The organism is Rhodococcus ruber (assembly GCF_027270735.1).
In the GTDB taxonomy this organism is placed as follows: Bacteria; Actinomycetota; Actinomycetes; order Mycobacteriales; family Mycobacteriaceae; genus Rhodococcoides; species Rhodococcoides rubrum_A.
The window spans coordinates 181,369-203,268 of the sequence record NZ_JAPWIJ010000010.1 but is presented as its reverse complement, the minus strand read 5'-3'; the positions used below and the strand labels follow the sequence as shown (position 1 = coordinate 203,268).

The window sequence follows — 21,900 nt, the reverse complement described above, 5'->3', positions numbered from 1 at the left end:
GACCACGCCGGTTGTGCACGTAGATCGATCAGGAGGAATGGATAGATGTCGGTAGGACGTCGCGGCGATGAGTCTCTGACGATCGAGGACCTGCCGCGGTTGGTTCGGAGCGTGGCTGCGGTGGATCCCGACAGGGTGGCTCTGACGCACCTCACGACCGAGCTGACGTATTCACGTCTCGACGCCGAGATCACCACCCTCGATGCCGCGATGGGGGGCGTTCTCGGACCCGATGCCCTGATTCCGGTGGTGCTGTCCAACACCGTCCCCGGCCTTATCGAATCCAGCGACGGCGGACTCGATGCGGTTGTGTCGCTGCTCGTCTCGGACGCCGTGTCGGTTCTCGGGGAGACCGATTCGGCGTCCGATGTGGCTCGGCCCGACGCGGACACGCTGTATTCGCTTTTTGCCGATCAAGCCGAACGCACGCCTGACGCCGTAGCTCTGATGTTCGGTGACGACGCCCTCACCTATGCGCAGTTCGCCTCGAAGGTCGGTCAGCTTGCGCGCCATCTGGTGGCGAACGGCGTCGGCCCGGACGCGCGTGTCGGACTGTCGGTGCGTCGTTCGTTCGAGCTACTGCTCGGCATGTACGCCATTTCTGCGGCCGGAGGCGCATACGTGCCGCTCGACCCCGATCATCCAGTGGACCGCCTCGGTTACGTTCTGGACATCGCGCGACCCGTCCTCGTGCTGACGACCACCGCGGACCGTCCCGAGTTGCCTGATGGAACATCGACGGTGCTGATCGACGATCTGGACGTGTCGGCACGGGCTGACGGACGACTTACCGACGCCGATCGCATCGGCGTTCTGGCGCAGGACGACCTGGCCTACGTCATCTTCACCTCGGGCTCCACCGGTCGACCGAAGGGCGTCGCGGTGTCTCATCGCGCGATCGTCGCCAACATCTCCTGGCGACAGCGTGCCTATTCGATGACCGGCGAGGACGTGGTGCTGCAGAAGACGCCCTTCACGTTCGACGTGTCGGTGTGGGAATTCTTCTGGCCGTTGCAGATCGGCGCGACTCTGGTGATCGCGGAACCGGAAGGTCACCGGGATCCGGCCTATTTGTCCCGGATCATCACCGAGCGCGCGGTGACGGTAGCGCATTTCGTGCCGTCCATGCTGTCCGTGTACGTTGCCGAGCCGGCTGCCGCACAACAGAATTCACTTCGGATGGTGTTTGCCTCCGGCGAGGCACTGCCTGCGCGCACAGTCAATGCGTTTCACCGCATCTCGGGCGCAGCACTGCACAACCTGTACGGACCGACCGAGGCTGCCGTCGACGTCACCTATTACGAGACCGGCAGTGTCGAGGAGACGTCCGTACCCATCGGAGCAGCCGTCGACGACACCGAGTTGTACGTGCTCGACGAGGCGCTGCGGCGATCGCCCCGCGGTATCGAGGGTGAACTGTATCTGGCGGGCGTTCAGTTGGCCCGCGGATATCTCGGTCGAACGGATCTCACGTCGGACCGCTTCGTTGCCGACCCGTACGGGCAACCGGGCGATCGCATGTATCGCACGGGTGACCTGGTACGCCGGCGAGCAGATGGACTGATCGAATACATCGGCCGAACCGACTTCCAGGTCAAGCTGCGCGGCCTGCGCATCGAGCTCGGCGAGATCGAATCCGCTCTGCTGGCCGAGCCGGAGGTGACTCAAGCTGCGGTGGTGGTGCACTCGGACGAGGCGCAGCCACAGCTCGGTGAGCATCTCGTCGGCTACGTAGTCGGTACGAACGCCGGCATCGATCACGCCGAACTCGCCGATGCAGTGCGTCGCCGGATGCCGGATTACATGGTGCCGTCCCTGTTCGTCGTCCTCGACGAATTCCCGCTGAACTCCAGCGGCAAGTTGGATCGACGGGCTCTGCCCGCACCCGATTTCTCATCTCTCGTACGCGAGTACCGGGCCCCGGAAACCGAGACCGAGATCGCCCTTGCCGCAATCTTCGGAACAGTTCTCGGAATGGATCGGATCGGCGTAGACGACGACTTCTTCACGCTCGGCGGAAATTCGCTCAACGCGACCCGGGTCATTGCTCGCGTCAACGCCGAGCGCGGTGTGACCGTGGACGTGCGCTCGTTCTTCGACGCGCCTACCGTGGCGGAGCTTGCGATTCTGGTGGATGCGGCCGACGGTGCCGGGGTACGCGCTCCGTTGGTTGCGCAGCCGCGACCCGAGCGAATTCCGTTGTCCCTCGCGCAGCAGCGCATGTGGTTCCTCAACCGCTTCGAGCCCGATTCGGCTGTCAACAATATCCCGGTTGCCATCACCCTCTCGGGTGAGCTCGACACGACGGCACTGCGTGCGGCTGTGTCGGACCTTCTGGACAGACACGAATCCTTGCGGACCGTATACCCCGATCACGAGGGTGTCGGCTATCAGCAGGTTCTCGAATCCGGCGTCGAGACAATGGAACTGGAGACGGCTGCGGTGTCCGCTGCGGACGTGCCTGCAACGTTGCTCGAGTTTGCGCTCCGGCCGTTCGAGCTGTCGGCGCGACTGCCCGTGCGTGCACTGCTTTTGGAGCTCTCGGCCACCGAGCACGTGCTGGCCTTCGTCGTCCACCACATTGCCGCCGATGGGTTCTCGATGGGCCCCTTGACCCGCGACGTGGTGGCGGCCTATCTCGCGCGCACCGCGGGCGAGGCTCCGGCGTGGGCTCCACTCGAGGTGCAGTACGCGGACTTCACTCTCTGGCAGCGCGCGGTTCTCGGTAGCGAGGACGATCCGGACTCGGTGATCTCGGCGCAGGAGAGTTACTGGCGCACACAGTTGGGTGACGCTCCCGATCAGCTCGCCCTACCCACCGACCGCCCGCGGCCTGCGGTGTCGAGTACCCGCGGCGGTACGTACAGATTCGAGATCGATGCCGATCTCGCCGCGGCGCTCGACGCCGTGGCGCAGGCGCACAATGCAACGACGTTCATGGTGGTCCACGCCGCGCTGTCTGTGCTGTTGGCCAAATTGTCTGCAGCAGAAGACATCACAATCGGTACCCCGGTAGCCGGACGCGGCGACGCCGTGCTGGACGACGTCATCGGCATGTTCGTGAACACGTTGGTGTTGCGTACCCCGTTCGACCCGCGGCAGTCGTTCGAGGATTTCCTGCGCGAGGTACGCGAGGTCGACCTCGCGGCATTCGCGCACGCCGACGTGCCGTTCGAGAGACTGGTCGACGTGTTGTCGCCGGCCCGATCGCAGTCGCGGCATCCGCTGTTCCAGGTGATGTTGACGTTCCAGAACCTCGAGCAGTCGTCCGTGGAGATTCCTGGGTTGCGTGTTGCGGCCCTCGACTACGAAGCCGACCTTGCGAAGTTCGATCTTCAGGTGACGCTGTGGAATTCGGCTGCGAAGACCGAGGGGCCGTCCGGATTGACGGTGGCGCTGACCTACGCTGCCGACCTGTTCGACGAGTCGACGATGGCGCTGTTCGGGCAGCGGTTCCTGCGGGTGCTCGCTGCAATCACACACGCGCCATCGACGGCACTGGGCAATATCGAGATTCTGGGCGTCCAGGAGCGGTCGTGGGCCCTCGACCGCACTCGACCGGCCGGATCTACGGTTCCTGCGTCCAGCATCGGTGGGCGCTTCGAAGCTCAGGTACGGTCTGCCCCGAACGCTGTAGCCGTGACCTTCGGTGATAGTTCGTTGTCGTACCTGGAGCTTTCTTCTCGCGCAAATGCATTGGCCCGTGAACTCGTCGCCGCCGGTGCTGGACCGGAATCCCTCGTAGCGGTGGCGCTACCGAGGTCTGCCGAATTGGTCGTGGCGTTGTTGGCGGTTCTGAGCTCCGGTGCGGGTTACCTCCCGATAGATACGTCGTACCCGGCCGAGCGGCTCGAGTTCATCATGTCGGACGCGAAACCTGCTGTATTGCTGACGAACTCGGAGATTCGAGATGGTTTCGACCTGTCGTCGCCATCTGTCGTACTGATCGACGATTCTGCACACAGTGAGCGTGACTCGTCTCCGATCACCGACGACGAGCGGTTGGCCACGCTGCACGCCGACAACACGGCCTACGTCATCTACACTTCCGGGTCGACCGGTACGCCGAAGGGCGTGCGGGTGTCGCATCGAAACGTCGAGCAACTGCTCGACAACACACAGGAACTCTTCGGTTTCGACAGTTCCGATGTCTGGACGATGTTCCACTCTTTCGCATTCGATTTCTCGGTGTGGGAACTATGGGCACCGCTGTTGTCGGGTGGCCGCGTGATCGTCGTCGACTACTTCACGTCGCGTTCACCCGAAGCGATGCTCGAACTGCTGGTTCGTGAGCGCGTCACGGTGCTGAACCAAACTCCATCGGCCTTCTATCAATTGATCGATGCGGAGGGCCGCACAGCCGGCTTGGCTCACGAAAAGTACTTGAGGTACGTAATTTTTGGAGGGGAGGCCCTCGACCTGGCACAGCTCGGCCGGTGGTACGAACGTCATTCGGACGCTCCGACACTGGTGAACATGTACGGCATCACCGAGACCACGGTGCACGTGTCTTTCCTCCGACTCGACGCCGAATCGGCACGCGAGGCGACTGCGAGCCGGGTCGGCGATGCGATTCCAGGTTTGGGCGTGTTCGTGCTGGATTCGCGACTACGTCCGGTCCCGGCGGGAGTCGTCGGTGAAATGTATGTCTCCGGAGAACAGCTGGCGCTCGGGTATCTCGAACGACCGGATCTGAGCGCGGTGCGGTTCGTTGCACACCCATACGGTGCTGCAGGCAAGCGGATATACCGAACGGGTGATCTCGCTCGACTCACTGCGTCTGGGAATCTCGAGTACGTCGGACGTAGCGACAGTCAAGTGCAGCTGCGAGGATTTCGCATCGAACTCGGCGAAGTCGAGGCCGCTCTGGAGCGACACGACGCGGTATCGCGCGCGGTGGTCCAGGTACGCAACGACGATCGATTCGGTGATCGACTGATCGGTTACGTTGTTCCCTTCAGCGGCGTCGATGTCGACCCCGAGCAATTGTCTTCGTTCGTCGGGCGATTCCTGACCGATTACATGGTTCCCGACGTCATCGTCGTCTTGGCGGAATTGCCACTGACACAGAACGGAAAATTGGACCGGCGAGCGTTGCCGGAACCGACGTTCGTCACGCGGGCATTTCGCGCACCGTCCACTCCGGTCGAGGAGATCGTCGCGAGGGTGTTCGGCGATGTACTCGGAATCGATCGGGTGGGCGTCGATGACGATTTCTTCTCCCTCGGCGGCAACTCCCTCGTTGCGACGCAGGTGGTGTCGAGACTGAGTTCGGAACTCGGTACCACCGTTGCGGTTCGGACACTGTTCGAGGCGAGTTCGGTGGCCGCAATGGCCGCGCGGGTGGACAGCCACGTCGGCAGCGGCATCTCGCACCCTCTGGTGCCACAGGAGCGACCGGAGCTCGTTCCGTTGTCGCTTGCGCAGCAACGTATGTGGTTCCTCAATCGATTCGAGCCGGAATCGGCAGTGAACAATATTCCGGTGGCGATCAGGCTGTCCGGAGCGCTCGATATCGGAGCGCTGACTGCGGCTGTCTCGGATGTTCTCGAGCGCCACGAATCGTTGCGGACCGTGTACCCGAGCAGCGACGGAATCGGTCATCAGGTCGTTCGGCCCACAGAATCGGTGGTCCCGGATCTCGAGCCTGCCGTGTCGTCGCCGGACCGGGTGCTGGCCGATGTCGTGGAGTTCGCCTCCGCCGGGTTCGACGTGACCGCCGCAGTACCGTTGCGCGCGCGGCTGTTCCACGTGTCCGACGGTGAGTACGTGTTGGTCTTCGTCGTCCATCACATCAGTGCGGACGGCTGGTCGATGGGCCCGTTGACGCGTGATGTGATGACGGCCTACGTCGCGCGCGCTGCGGGGGAGCATCCGTCGTGGACCGCGCTCGATGTGCAGTACATCGATTTTGCGCTGTGGCAACGGTCGGCACTGGGCGAGGAGGACGACCCCGAGAGTCCGATCTCGGCGCAGGCGTCGTACTGGCGCGAGACGTTGGCCGACCTTCCCGCCGAGCTGTCGTTGCCGATGGATCGCGCCCGCCCTGCCGTTCAGTCCTACGCGGGCGGCCGATTCTCGTTCGAGATCGATGCCGATGTGCACAGCGGCCTGCGTGACCTCGCGCGCGCGAGCAACTCGACGCTGTTCATGGTGCTGCACACTGCTCTTGCGGTGTTCCTCGCACGCATGTCGACGTCGGAGGACATAGCCATCGGTACGGCGGTCGCCGGCCGCGGCGACGCCGCATTGGACGACGTGATCGGCATGTTCGTCAATACCCTCGTGTTGCGGACGACGATCGATTCGGGTCAAGGGTTCGACGAGCTGTTGAGTCATGTTCGCGATGTCGACCTCGCCGCCTTCGGGCATTCGGACATTCCGTTCGAGCGGCTGGTGGATCTACTCGATCCGGAGCGTTCGACGGCACGTCATCCGCTGTTCCAGGTGGCGATCGCCTTGGAGAATCTTCCACCGAGCGAGTTCACCTTGCCGGGCTTGACCGTGTCGGGGCTCGACTTCGACGTCGATACTGCCAAGTTCGATCTGTCGCTGACCCTGCACGAGAAGGCCGACGGTGCCGGACTGTCCGCCAGCTTCCTCTACGCGCGTGATCTTTTCGACGAGAAGACCGTGTCCACCTTTGCGCGTCGGTTCGGGTGGTTGCTGGCTGCGGTAGTGGCTGCCCCTTCGTCCCCCGTCGGAGATCTTCCGATCCTCTACGACGACGAGTACGACCGTCTGACTCATGTACATGGTGACGACGTGCTCGCGGGCGGCACCATGGCCGAGATCTTCGCGGCAGGTGCCGCGCTCGATCCTGAGGCGATCGCTATCAGGTACCGGGGTCGATCGGTGTCCTATGCCGAACTCGACGCCACGTCCTCGCAGCTTGCACGGGTATTGATCGAGCGAGGTGCTGGACCGGAAGCGGTTGTGGCCCTTGGTTTCCAGCGTTCCTACGAGATGGTGCTCGCGGTCTGGGCGGTCGCGAAATCGGGTGCGGCGCACATGCCGATCGATCCGACGTACCCGCAGGACCGCATCGGGCACATGGTCTCGGATTCACGCGCGGTGCTCGGGTTGACCGTGCGAGCCCACCTGTCCGCGGTGTCGGGTGCAGCCGACGAACTCGAGTGGCTGAGTATCGACGACGATGCAGTGGTGGCCGATGTTCGCACTCGGTCGACGAATCCGGTGGTAGACGCAGATCGGTTGCGGCCGTCGACGTTCCAGAATCCTGCCTACCTGATCTACACATCCGGATCGACCGGCAAGCCCAAGGGCGTCGTGGTGACCCACGCCGGACTCGGCGGTGTGCTGGACGCGGCGACCGATCTGTATCACCTGTCGTCGACCTCGAAATTCCTGCACATCTGCTCGCCGAACTTCGACCCGTCGGTGCTGGAATGGATGGCCGCGTTCTCGGTCGGTGCAACCTTGGTGATCGTCCCCGCAGACGTTCTCGGCGGCACCGAACTGTCGGAACTGCTGAAGTCCGAACGAGTCAGCCACACGATCATCACCCCGGCCGTACTCGGAACGATGGATCCCACCAGTATCGACTCGTTGAAAGTGGTGTCCGTCGGCGGTGACGTCACCACCCCAGATCTGCTCGCGCGATGGGCACCCGGGCGTCGATACTTCAACGGTTACGGGCCGACGGAGACGACGATCATCTCCAGCTTCGCCGAGCTCACTCCAGGTGAGCCGGTCACGATCGGTCGGGCGATCCACGGTATGTCGGAGCTCATCCTCGACAGTCGTCTCAACCCGGTTCCGACGGGCGTCGCGGGAGAGCTCTATCTCGCCGGAGGCGCACTCGCCCGCGGCTATCTGGGTCGTCCGGCGCTGACTGCCGAGCGGTTCGTGGCCAATCCGTACAGCACCGACGGCAGTCGGATGTACCGCACCGGTGACGTGGTCCGATGGACGGATGATCTGCAGTTGCAGTTCGTCGGCCGATCCGATTTCCAGGTCAAGGTCCGCGGCTTCCGAATCGAACTCGGTGAGATCGACTCGGCTCTGACTGCGGACCCGGGCGTCGAGTTCGCAGTGACCCTCGGTCACGAGCTGCCGTCGGGTGTCACCACGTTGGTCTCGTACGTGTTGCCGACGCACGGCGCTGCCGTCGACGTCGACGAGCTGACGTCGTTCCTCGGTAAGTCGTTGCCTGCGTACATGATTCCATCATCGATCATCGTTCTCGACGCGGTGCCGTTGACCCCGGTCGGCAAGCTCGACCGCGCTGCACTCCCGGAACCGGTGTTCGAGGCTCGTGAGTTCCGAACCCCGACCACTGCGGTGGAAGAGATCGTGGCAGGCGTGTTCGCGGACGTGTTGAACATCGATCGTGCCGGACTCGACGACGACTTCTTCTCACTCGGCGGAAATTCGCTCGTCGCCACCCAGGTCGTATCTCGGCTCGGAGTCGCACTCGACACGGTGGTCCCCGTACGTGTTCTGTTCGAGTACTCGACGGTGGCCGCGCTGGCAGTCCATCTGGAATCGGTGGCGGGGTCGGGCAGTCGGGCCGCGCTGGTGGCGGGATCTCGCCCCGAGCGTCCGCCGCTCTCGCTCGCGCAGCAGCGGTACTGGTTCCTCAACCAGTTCGACACCTCGTCTGCGGTGGACAACATCCCGTTCGCGGTGCGACTGTCCGGCACGCTCGACGTGTCTGCCTTGCAGGCAGCGGTGTTCGACGTACTCGCTCGCCACGAATCGTTGCGTACTCGCTATCCGAACTCGCCGCAGGGCCCCTACCAGCAGGTACTGACGCCGTCGGATGTCGGTCTCGATCTGAATCCGAGAACCGTCGACGAAGCGGACATCGTCGACGCCGTGGGTGAGCTGTTCCTCCGCGGGTTCGACGTCACTGCCGACGTGCCTGTCGACGCTCGACTGTTCCAGGTTCGCGAGACCGAACACGTGCTGGCCTTCGTCGTCCATCACGTGTCTTCCGACGGAGCCTCCATGGGGCCGTTGGCCGTCGATGTGATGACCGCCTACTCGGCGCGAGCTGCCGGATCGATGCCGGACTGGGCACCGTTGCCGGTCCAGTACGTCGATTACTCGCTGTGGCAACGGACCGTTCTGGGCTCGGACTCGGACCCCAGTTCTGTTGCAGCGCAACAGGTGGAGTTCTGGAAGCGTTCGCTGGCCGACCTACCGGATCAGCTGGTACTTCCTACCGACCGACCGCGACCGGCAAGTCAGAGTTTCCGCGGTGAGGCCGTGCGCTTCACCGTCTCCGCCGAGGTCCATCGAGCGCTCGCCGATATCGCTCGGTCACACAACGCGACGCTGTTCATGGTCGTCCATTCTGCCTTTGCGGTGTTCCTGTCCCGGATGGCAGGAACGGACGACATCGCGATCGGATCTCCGATCGCGGGTCGTGGAGAGAGCGCGCTCGATCCGATGATCGGCATGTTCGTCAACACGTTGGTGTTCCGCTCGACAGTCGACCCGGCGATGACATTCGACGCAATGGTGACTCAGTCGCGTGAACGTGACCTCGCTGCGTTCGCACATGCGGACATCCCGTTCGAGCGGTTGGTCGAGGTGCTCAACCCGGTTCGTTCGACGGCACGCAACCCGCTGTTCCAGGTAGGGCTGTCCTTCCAGAACCTCGCAGACTCCACCTTCGAGTTGCCCGGTCTGACGGTCAGTGCCGTCGAGACCGAATCCACGTTGGCGAAGACCGATCTGCAGTTGTCGGTGTCGGACAAGTACGAAGCGGATGGCACGCCCGGTGTGCTCGATGCGGAATTCAGCTTCGCCACCGATCTTTTCGACCGATCGACGATCGAGCAGTTCGTCCGACGGTTCGTCTCGGTACTCGACGCGGTGGCGACCGAGTCCGGTGTCGTGGTCGGCGATCTGGACCTGCTGGACGAATCCGAGCGGACGAAGATTCTGCGGACGTGGAACGCCACCGATCATGACGTCGACACCGAACAGACGTTGGTCTCGTTGTTCGACGCCCAGGTTGCGGCTCACCCGGACTCCGTGGTGCTCACTTGGGCCGGAGAGTCGTTGTCCTACAGCGAGTTCGACGGGAGGGTGAACCGACTGGCTCGCGTCCTGATCGATGCGGGCGTCGGTCCGCAGGTTCCTGTGGCCCTGGCCCTGACCCGCTCCGTCGAGCTGCTCGTCGCGATGTATGCGGTGAGCAAGGCCGGTGGTGTCTATGTACCGATCGACCCGAGTCGACCCTCGGACCGCGTGCACCACATCCTCGAGGCCGCTGCGCCGCTAGTGATTCTGAGTGCACACCGAGACGCGTTCGAGGCGTCGGGCGACGTGCCGATCATCCTGGTCGACGGCGATCTTCCGACTGAGGTGTCGGCCGCACCGGTGACGAATGCCGAGCGCATCGCACCGCTGCGCGCAGCCAATACGGCGTACGTGATCTTCACGTCGGGATCGACCGGTGAGCCCAAGGGTGTTGCCGTCTCTCACGGCGCAATCGTCAATCAAATGCTCTGGCAGCGTGAGCATTACGGCATCGGTTCCGAAGACGTGGTGCTGCTCAAGACCGCAGCGACCTTCGATCTGTCGGTGTGGGAGTTCTGGGTGGCACCGATCTCCGGTGGATCCATTGCCATCGCGGAGGCCGACAGGCACCGAGACGCCGATTACCTCGTCGATCTGATGCGCACCGAGTCTGTGACGACGTTGCACACGGTGCCGTCCATGCTCGACTCGCTGATCGTCGCGTCCGCAGGCGAGTTGCCGCCGAGTCTGCGACGCATCCTCGCCATCGGTGAGGCTCTTCCGGTGGCCACCGCGGAACGTGCACGACGCAGTTCTGTTGCGCGGCTGGACAATCTGTACGGTCCGACCGAGGCAGCCGTATCCGTCACGTCCCACGAGGTCGCCGGAACCAGTGTCGGTTCGGTGTCGATCGGGTCACCCGAGTGGAACACCCAGGTCTATGTTCTCGACGCCCGACTGGCACCGGTGCCGCCCGGAGTCGCCGGCGAGCTCTACCTCGCGGGCGTTCAGCTCGCCGAGGGCTACTTCGGCCGAACGGACCTGACCGCCGAGCGGTTCGTCGCGAACCCCCACTCGGTGGTCGGTGGTCGGATGTACCGCACCGGCGACCTCGTGAGGTGGGCACCGAACGGTGAACTCGACTATGTCGGACGCACCGACTTCCAAGTGAAGATTCGCGGTTTCCGCATCGAGCTCGGTGACATCGATACGGCACTGGCATCTCTCGACGAGGTTCGCGACGTCGCTGTGGTAGCAACGAAGGACGATCGGCTCGGAGATCGGCTGGTGGCCTACATAGTTCCGTCGGGGGCGGACGTCGTCGACGCCGACGGGCTTCGAGACGCACTGTCGACCCGACTCCCGTCGTACATGGTGCCGTCGGCCTTCGTGATACTCGATGCACTTCCGCTCAATGCCAATGGCAAGCTCGATCGAAAAGCGTTGCCACAGGTTCAGTTCGAGGTAACCGAGTTCCGGGCGCCGACCAACAGTGTCGAGGAGGCGGTCGCCGGCGTGTTCGCCGACGTGCTCGGTATCGACCGTGTCGGCTTGGATGACGATTTCTTCGCGCTCGGCGGTAATTCCTTGATCGCAACCCAGGTCGTGTCTCGGATCGGAGCGGCTCTCGATACGCAGGTTCCGGTCCGGGCGATATTCGAGTCCTCGACGGTCTTCGGGTTGGCGCGAGCTGTCGAGTCGAAGGTCGGAACGGGTGCGCGCCGCGCGCTGACCCCGCGTAGCCGCCCCGAGTCGCTGCCTCTGTCGATGGCGCAGCAGCGGATGTGGTTCCTCAGTCAATTCGACCCGGCGTCGGCAGCGAACAACATCCCGGCCGCCATCCGTCTGACCGGAACCCTCGACGTCGACGCATTGGCGACGGCAGTGACCGACGTGGTGACGCGGCACGAGATTCTGCGCACCGTGTATCCGGAGTCGGACGGCAACGGACGGCAGCTCGTGCTCGGCCCCGCCGATTCCGGGATCGCAGCGGAGATCGTGCAGGTCGATGCGTCCGAGGTCTCGGATACGCTGCGCGGCATCATGTCCGAAGGTTTCGACGTGACGAGGGCGGTCCCGGTACGCATTCGGATACTCGAGGTGTCCACGACGGAACACGTCCTTGCGTTCGTCGCCCATCACATCGCTGCGGACGGGTTCTCCATGGGCCCGCTGACCCGCGACATCATGGTCGCCTACGCCGCCCGGACAGCAGGCGAGAGTCCGCAATGGTCCCCGTTGCCGGTGCAGTACGCCGACTACACGCTGTGGCAGCGTGAGGTTCTCGGCACCGAGCACGATCCGGAATCGGTGCTTGCGCAGCAAGTGACGTACTGGCAGTCCGTGCTCGCCGGAGCGCCCGCTCATCTCGACCTCGCCACCGATCGGCCGCGTCCGGCGGTCGCGTCGTACCGCGGTGGGGCGTACAACTTCTCGTTGTCGAGCACGCTTCATGCGGACGTCGGCCGGGTTGCGCGGGAGAACAACGCGACGGTGTTCATGGTGACGCACACCGCGCTGGCGATACTGCTGTCGTCGATGGCAGGCGTTGACGACGTGACGATCGGAACTCCGGTAGCCGGCCGAGGAGACTCGAACCTCGACGACCTGATCGGCATGTTCGTGAACACGCTCGCTCTGCGGACATCTGTGAACGCCGGGACGACGCTGCGCGAGCAGCTCGCGCTCGTGCGAGAGGCCGACCTCGGTGCGTTCGGAAACGCCGATGTGCCGTTCGAGCGACTGGTGGACGTGCTCGCACCGGAACGTTCGCAGTCACGGCATCCCATCTTCCAGGTCATGCTGACGTTCCAGAACCTCGAGCAGCAGGCGTTGACGATGCCCGGACTGACCGTCGAAGGCATCGAACTCGGTGTCACGACGGCGAAGTTCGATCTGCAGGTCACGCTGTGGGAGCAGTTCGACGACGCCGGTAAGCCCGACGGTATCGACGTCCAGTTCGACTACGCCACAGACTTGTTCGACGAGTCGACGATGGCCGGTCTGGCCCGCAGATTCGTTCGAGTGCTCGATGCGTTGACCGGTGATCCACATCGGGTCGTCGGCGACGTGGACATCCTCGACACGGGCGAACGAACACGCGTGCTCGAGGAGTGGAACGCTACCGATCACGAGGTCGACTCGGCGTCGACGCTGGTCTCCCTGTTCGAGGCGCGCGCGGCGTCGGTACCGGATCGCACGGCGCTGAGCTTCGCCGACGAGAGTGTGACCTACGGGGACTTCTCTCGCCGCGTGAACTCGCTGGCACGTCTGCTCATCGCCGAGGGCGTCGGACCGGAGACAGTGGTGGCGGTCGCGATGCGACGTTCCGTCGATATGCTCGTCGGTATCTACGCCGTGATCACCGCGGGCGGCGCGTACGTCCCGATCGATCCGGATCAGCCGGCCGATCGGATCGGCTACATACTCGCCATCGCGGCTCCGGTCGCGGTGTTGACCACCGGAAGCGAGTCCCTCGACGCGTCCGTTCCGCATATCTCCATCGACACGGTGGACATCGCCGATTTCGGGGCGGGACCGGTCACCGACGATGAGCGAACTGCAGCACTTCGTCCGTCCGATACCGCCTACGTCATCTTCACCTCCGGTTCCACCGGCAGGCCGAAGGGTGTAGCGGTCAGTCACGAGGCAATTGTCAACCGACTGGTGTGGATGCAGTCGGAGTATCTGCTGGGCGACACCGACGTGGTGCTGCAGAAGACTCCCGTGACGTTCGACGTCTCTGTCTGGGAGTTGTTCTGGCCGTTGCAGATCGGGGCCGAGCTGGCCATCGCAAAGCCGGACGGGCATCGTGATCCCTCGTACCTCGTCGACGTCATCCGGCGTCGAGGAGTGACGGTCGCGCACTTCGTGCCGTCGTTACTGGCCGTTTTCGCGGGTGCCGATGGGGTATCGGAGTGCACCTCGCTTCGAATGCTGTTCGCCTCCGGTGAGGCGCTACCCGCGTCGGTTGCGTCCTCGCTCCGCAGCACGCTGCCGGTAGTGTCGTTGCACAACCTCTACGGTCCGACGGAGGCCGCCGTCGACGTCACGTATCACGAGGTCACCGCGGCAGACATCAATTCGGTACCCATCGGCGCTCCGGTCTGGAACACCCGGGTGACGGTACTGGACGCCCGGCTACGACCGGTGCCCGTCGGGGTGCCGGGAGAGCTGTACCTGGCCGGTGTTCAGCTGGCCAGGGGATATCTGGGTCGGCCGGACCTCTCGGCCGACCGGTTCGTTGCAAACCCTTACGGTGGCAACGGGTCTCGGATGTACCGCACCGGTGACCTGGTTCGATGGAACGCGAACGGCGAACTCGACTACCTCGGCCGCACCGACTTCCAGGTCAAACTGCGCGGATTGCGGATCGAGCTCGGTGAGATCGAAGCAGCCCTGACCTCGGACAGTGCCGTCGGGCAGGCGGTGGTTCTCGTTCGGCAGACTCCGTCCGCGGGCGAGATCCTCGTCGGCTACGTGGTTCCCGCTACGGGAGCGACCATCGACGCGAGCGCTGTCACGGCAACCGTCGCCGCGGCGGTTCCCGAGTACATGGTTCCGGCAGATCTCATCGTGCTCGACGGGCTACCGCTGGGGCCGAACGGCAAGCTCGATCGTCGAGCGTTACCGGATCCACAGTTCGGTAGCTCTGCTGAGTTCCGCACTGCCAGCAGCGATACCGAACGCCTCATCGCCGAGGTGTTCGCCGACGTGCTCGGCCTCGATTCCGTGGGCGTCGACGATTCTTTCTTCGCGCTCGGTGGCGACAGCATCGTCTCGATCCAGCTCGTCTCTCGCGCGAAAGCTCGCGGGATCCTGTTCGGACCCCGCGATGTCTTCGAGCGCAAGACCGTGGCCGGTCTCGCCGAGGTTGCGGTGACGATCGGCGAGGGTGCCGACGCACTGGTGCTCGAGGAGCTGGACGGCGGGGGAGTCGGCTGGATGCCGTTGCCACCGTTCGGTGAAGCACTGACGCAGCGGGGCGGCGGGTGGTCCCGTTTCCATCAGGCCGTGACCCTCGAACTGCCCGTCGGGATCGATCGTGCGGGCATCGATGCGACGCTCGGCGCAGTGATCGATCACCACGACATCCTGCGGTCCACGCTGGTCCGTGACGATCGGGGCTGGGGTCTCGACGTATCCGATCCCGGAACCGTCGAGGTCGACGGACTGATCTTCGCTGGTGAAACCGACACCGCAGCACAAACATTCGAGACGGCGGTCGATTCTCTCGATCCAGATGCCGGGCGCATGCTTGCATTCGTCTGGATCGACCGCCGGGACGGTGTACCCGGAACTTTGTCGATCGTTGCGCACCACCTCGTCGCGGACGGGGTCTCGTGGCGCATTCTGGTACCCGATCTCGTCTCCGCGTGGGCTCAGATATCCAGCGGTGCAACCCCTGTGCTGCCCGCGGTGGGTACGTCGATGCGGCGCTGGACGCATGCACTGCGGGACGAGTCGGTCACCGAGGCGCGCCTGACCGAGCTCCCGCGTTGGCGCCAGGTGGCGGAGACTCCCGATCCGCTGCTGGGTGATCGTCCGTTCGATCCTGCGATCGACGTGGTCGACACGATCGAACGCGTCGATGCAGGGCTCACGGCCGAGGTGACGCGAACGCTGCTCACCACGGTCCCGGAGATCTATCGCGGTGGCGTCGCCGACGGTCTGCTTGCCGCACTGGCGCTCGCAGTGTCGGCGTTGCGCGCGGAGCAGGGTCTTGTCGCACCGATGACGTTGGTTCAGTTGGAAGGGCACGGCCGCGAGGAAGCGGTGGTTCCCGGTGCCGACCTCGGACGCACGGTCGGGTGGTTCACCAGTCTGTTCCCGACTCGACTCGACCTGACCGGAATCGATGTGGCCGACGCTCTGGCCGGCGGACCGGCGATCGGCGCTGCGGTCAAGGCCGTCAAGGAGCAGATGCTCTCGGTGCCGGACCGCGGTATGGGGTGGGGAATGCTGCGATACCTCAACGCGGACACCGCCGTCGAACTGGCGGAGTTGGGAACCGGGCAGATCAGCTTCAACTATCTCGGTAGGGTCGGCACCGGCGAGGTCTCCGAGGACGTGAAATCACTGGGCTGGCTACCCACCGCAGACAGCGGCGAACTCTCTGCGCGCGGTGATGCCGACATGGCGGCGAACAAGACGATCGATATCAATGCAATCGTGCTCGATACCGAGAACGGTGCCGAACTCAGTGCATCGTTCGCCTTCCCCCGCGGTGCGGTCGAAAGTACGACCGTCGAGCGCCTGGCGCAGCTGTGGGCGCAGGCTCTGAATTCGCTCGCTGCCCATGCCGCGACCCCGGCGGCGGGTGGCCTCACCCCGTCGGACCTTCCATTGGTGTCCGTGACGCAGTCCGACATCGAGGGTTTCGAGCGGCGCTACCCGACGGTGACCGACGTCTGGTCCCTCTCGCCGCTGCAGCAGGGTCTGCTGTTCCATGCGCTGTTCGCCGACGCGTCCATCGACGTCTACACCATGCAGGTGGTGCTGGAACTCGGCGGTGACGTGGACGGTGAGCGTTTGCACAGCGCTGCGCGGGCACTGCTGGACCGGCATGATAATTTTCGGACGTCGTTTGCGACGACGGCGGACGGCGAGTCGGTGCAGATCGTTCATCGACAGGTCGAATTGCCCTGGGCGACACTCGATGTCACCCACCTCGACGGGGCCGAACGCGACGCTGTGGTTGCCGATGCGCTCGCAGAGGATCAGCGACGGCACTTCGATGTGGCCGTCGCACCACTGTTGCGGTTCCTGTTGATCCGTCTCACACCGACGTCGTACACGCTGGCGATGACCAATCATCACGTGCTGCTCGACGGCTGGTCTCTGCCACTGATGATGAAGGAGTTGCTCTACCTCTACGCCGTGCGTAGTGATACCGCGTCGATGCCGAGGGTGCGTCCGTACCGATCGTTCCTCGCATGGCTGGACCAGCAGGACGAGTCCATCTCGCACCAGGCCTGGGCCGACGCGCTCGACGGGGTCGAGGAGCCGACGCTGATCGCTCCGCAGCACCACGGCCGGGAAATATCGTCACGTTCGGCCGAGGCCCGTGCGCATCTCGATGTCGAGACGACAGCCGCACTGGTCGAGCTCGGCAGTCGACTCGGTGTCACCGTCAACACGCTCGTACAGGCGGCCTACGGTCTGTTGCTTTCACGGATGACCGGCAGCGACGACGTTCTGTTCGGTGCGACCGTGTCGGGTCGACCTGCGGGGCTCGCCGGCGTCGAGTCCATGATCGGACTGTTCATCAACACCATTCCTGTTCGGGTACGCATCGATCCCTCCGACACCGTCGAGACGTTCCTCGTGCGGATCCAGGGTGAACAGGCGGCCTTGCTCGAGCACCACCACATCGGTCTGGTGGATATTCAGCGCACAGCAGGGCTGAATACTCTGTTCGACACCCTGACGGTGTTCGAGTCCTATCCGGTGGACGAGGCCGGACTTGCCGAACAGGCGAAGTCCATCGACGGGCTTCGAGTCGACGGGGTGCGATCGGATGACAACACCCATTACCCGCTGACACTTCTGGTCGAGGCAACGGACCGAATCTCACTGACCGCCAAGTACTTCCGCGATCTGTTCGAGCCTGCGTTCATCGGCATTGTACTCGAGCGGCTGGAACGCATTCTGGCGTCGTTCGTGACCGACTCGACCGCATCGGTGCTCGATGTCTCCATCACGGACGAGGCCGAACAGCAACGCCTGCTGACGGAGTGGAACACCGACGGTGTTCGGGTCGACGAGGGCACGCTGGTCGATGCGTTCGAGGCGCAGGTGGGTAGAACCGCGTCTGCCGTTGCCGTGAGCTTCGAGTCGGATGCCCTCACCTACGCCGAGCTCGATGCGCGCGCGAACCGGGTGGCGCGGCGGCTCCTGGAAGGTGGGGCCGGGCCGGAAGTTCTGGTGGCGGTTGCGCTGCCACGGTCCCTCGACATGGTCGTGGCGATCCTGGCGGTCCTCAAGTCGGGTGCCGCGTATCTGCCCCTCGACGTATCGAATCCCACCGAACGCAATGCCTACATTCTGGGTGACGCCCGGCCCGCGATGATCGTCTCCGATGCCGAGAACGTCGATGCCGTGACCGGTGAGGACAATGCGTCGAGCCGGTCCGACGTCGTGCTGATCGATGGACTCGATCCGGCGGAGTACGACTCGTCCCCGCTGCGCGATCACGAGCGAAGGGGCCACCTCTCCTCAGCCGACATCGCGTACGTGATCTACACCTCCGGATCCACCGGGCGGCCGAAAGGCGTTGCGGTGACTCATCGTAATGTCTCGACGCTGATGGCGAACGCAGCCACCGAGTTCGACGTCGATTCGACGGATGTATGGACCATGTTCCACTCCTATGCCTTCGACTTCTCGGTGTGGGAACTGTGGGGCCCGCTCCTCAGTGGTGGCAAGTTGGTCGTCGTCGACTACTTCACCTCTCGCAGTCCCGACTCGTTCGTGGAACTTCTCCAACGTGAGCGTGTCACCGTCCTGAGTCAGACACCATCGGCTTTCTACCAGTTGATCTCTGCGGACGCCGCGTCCGAGCAGGTCGTCTCGAGTCTGCGGTATGTGGTCTTCGGCGGTGAAGCGCTGAACCCGGCGCAGTTGACGCGCTGGTACGAACGGCACGCCGACGACTCGCCCCGCCTGGTCAACATGTACGGAATCACCGAGACCACAGTGCATGTGACGTTCCAACTGCTGAACCGGTCGACTGCGGTCGACGGTGCCGCCAGCGTCATCGGTCGAGGTCTGCCCGGGCTGTCGGTCTTTGCGCTCGACACGCGCCTCCGCCCCACTCCGGTGGGGCTTCCCGGTGAGATCTACGTTGCGGGAGAACAGCTCTCGCGTGGGTATCTCGGTCGACCGGGGTTGACCGCCACCCGATTCGTGGCGAACCCCAACGCCACCGACGGTAGTCGTATGTACCGGTCGGGTGACATCGCCGCGTGGAACGAGTCAGGTTCGCTCGAGTACGCGGGCCGACAGGACTCACAGGTACAACTGCGAGGCTTCAGGATCGAATTGGGAGAGGTCGAAGCAGCGTTGTTCCGCGACGACGGTATCGCCGAGGTCGTCGCCGAAGTCCGCCACAGTGACGTGCTCGGTGAACGACTGATTGCCTATGTCGTTCCGCAGCAGGGACGCGTCGTCGATTCGGCGGAAATGCTGTCGTCCGTCGGCCGGTTCCTGACAAGTTACATGGTGCCCGACGCGATCGTGGTGCTCGAGGCACTTCCGTTGACCTCGAACGGAAAGCTCGACCGCAGAGCGCTTCCCGATCCCGAGATCGAGGTGCGGCCCTTCCGAGCCCCGAGCAATCCGGTCGAGGAAGTGGTGTCCGATGTCTTTGCGGACGTTCTCGGTGTCGAACGGATCGGTCTGGACGACGACTTCTTCGCCCTCGGCGGAAACTCGCTCGTGGCAACGCGTCTCGTCGCCAGGATCAGCTCGGCGCTGGGCAAGCGGGTCGGCGTTCGGGATCTGTTCGAGGCACCATCGGTCGAATCCCTCTCTGCCCGTATCGAATCCATGATGGACTCGGCCTCGAGTCCGTCACTCGTACCGGTGGACAGAGGCCAGCCGCTTCCGTTGTCGCTCGCCCAGCAACGCATGTGGGTGATCAACCGGTTGGACCCCGAGTCCGGCGCGTACAACATCCCTCTTGCGCTACGGCTCGACGGCGATCTCGACATTGCGGCCCTGCAGTACGCGGTCGAGCGGGCCATCGCGCGTCACGAGCCGCTTCGCACTCGGTATCCCGAGGGCGAGGACGGAACGCCGTACCAGGACATCCTCGGTTCGGACTTCGCTGCACTGAACGTCGAACCGATCGACGTGACGAGTGAGTCCGACATGGCGTCGCGCATCCGCACACTCGTGTACGACGGTTTCGACGTCACCACGGCACCGCCTGTCCGTGGCGCGTTGTTGAGGCTCGGTGAGAATCGGTACGTGCTCGTCATCGTGGTGCACCACATCGCCGGTGACGGTGCATCCATGCGGCCGTTGGCGACGGACGTCATGACCGCGTACGTGGCACGGCACGCGTCCGTCGGCGACGAGCGGCCGCCATTGTCCGTGCAGTACGCCGATTTTGCGGTATGGCAGCGTCAGGTTCTGGGTTCGGAGAGCGACCCGACGTCGATCGTGAGCACGCAGTTGGCGTTCTGGAAGGCCGAACTGTCCGGTATCACTCCCGTTATCGACCTGCCATGGGACCGGATGCGGACCCCGACCATGACGATGCGGGGCAGGAGTGTCTCGACGACACTGGCCGAGAGCACTCACTCGGCGCTCGTCGCGCTCGCGCGGGAGAGCAACGCGACACTGTTCATGGTCCTACATGCGGTGCTCGGGGTACTGCTGTCCCGAATGTCGGGCGCACGCGATTTCGCGATCGGTACACCGATCGCAGGCCGCGGTGAAGAGCAACTCGACGAGCTGGTCGGCATGTTCGTCAACACGTTGGCCCTGCGGACGATCGTCGACCCATCGGCGTCGTTCTCGGAGTTGGTCGCACGGTTGCGCGCGAACGATCTACGGGCCTTCGAGAACTCGGATGTCCCGTTCGAGCGAGTGGTCGACGCCGTAGCCCCGGACAGAGCGGCCGGATACACGCCGCTGTTCCAGACGGTTCTGTCCGTCGAACCGCTCGGTGATGCGCGGTTCGAGCTACCGAACCTCGTGGTCGAACCGGTCGCGGGATTCGAGCCCACGGCGAAGTTCGACCTGCAGGTGACCGTGCAGACCCGACCTGGTGACGGTTCGGACGGAATCGGTGACCTGGTCGTCGAATGGGTCTACGCCGCCGATATCTTCGACGAGGCGACGGTGGCGTCACTGGCCGATCGCTTCGTCCGGATCGGAACAGCCGTCGCTCGTGATCCTGCGGTGCCCGTAGGGGACATCGACGATCTCGACGAGGTCGAACGGGCGGCTCTCGCAGGCCGCACGGCTGACGCATCGACACCGGTGACGGCCCGAAAGGACCTGACGCTGCCACAGTTGTTCTCGGAGTCGGTCGAGACGGACCCGGACGCGCCTGCGTTGTCGCTGGGCGGAGTGGAGACCACCTACCGCGAACTCGACGAACGATCCTCACGCCTTGCGCGAGAACTGATCTCGCGTGGTGTCGAGCCCGGAGTGGTGGTTGCGGTGTCACTGTCGGATGCCGTCGACTCGATCGTCGCCAGATGGGCCGTGGCGAAATCCGGGGGTGCCCTCACCCTCGCGGACAGTGCCGAGTCCGTGGCTCGGACCGGGGCGGCGATCGCCGTCGTCGATTCGGTCGATGCCGCCCCGTGGGCCGAGGCACTGACCGTCGTCGGACTGCAGCTCGAGGAGACCGTTCGGTCGGTAGGTGCTCGGTCTTCACGACCGGTGACCTACAGCGACCGGACGGCAGTCCTGGCACCCGAGAGTCCTGCGCTCGTCGTGGCGGACGACGGTCGGGTGGTGGACCATGGCACGCTGGCCGCGCTTGCGGACGGCGCGGTGACCGGTCTTGCCGTCGGTTACGACTCGCGTCTGGGTGTTCCGTCCGTATTCGGTACGGAGACCGCCGTTCTCGCCGGTGTGGTTGCGGCGTCGGCCGGGGCTGTGCTGGTCCTGGATCAGGCAGCGTCTGCAGCCGACGCGGCCGAGGTCGTGGTGTCCGAATGGGTCACCCACGCCTTCCTGACCGGGGCGGAGATATCGGCCGTGGAGGGGCGAGATCAGGATGATCTGACGGACCTGGAGTCGGTCGTCGTCGCGCTGGGTGACTCTGCCCCGGACCACCTGTCCGTCGGCGTACCGATACACCGGCTACCTGCAATCGGCTGACCGAGCGGACCGATAGGCTGTTCGGAACGCAACACGCACTGCTCCGCTGACGATGAATCC

At 64.3% G+C, this 21,900-nt stretch carries 1 protein-coding gene; it reads left to right on the top strand.

The window, feature by feature from the left end:
- The first annotated feature begins 45 nt into the window (after positions 1-45).
- Complete coding sequence (locus O4220_RS22390; RefSeq protein ID WP_269607688.1) at positions 46-21,840, top strand: non-ribosomal peptide synthase/polyketide synthase; 21,795 nt, start codon at positions 46-48, stop codon at positions 21,838-21,840.
- Positions 21,841-21,900: the final 60 nt, after the last annotated feature.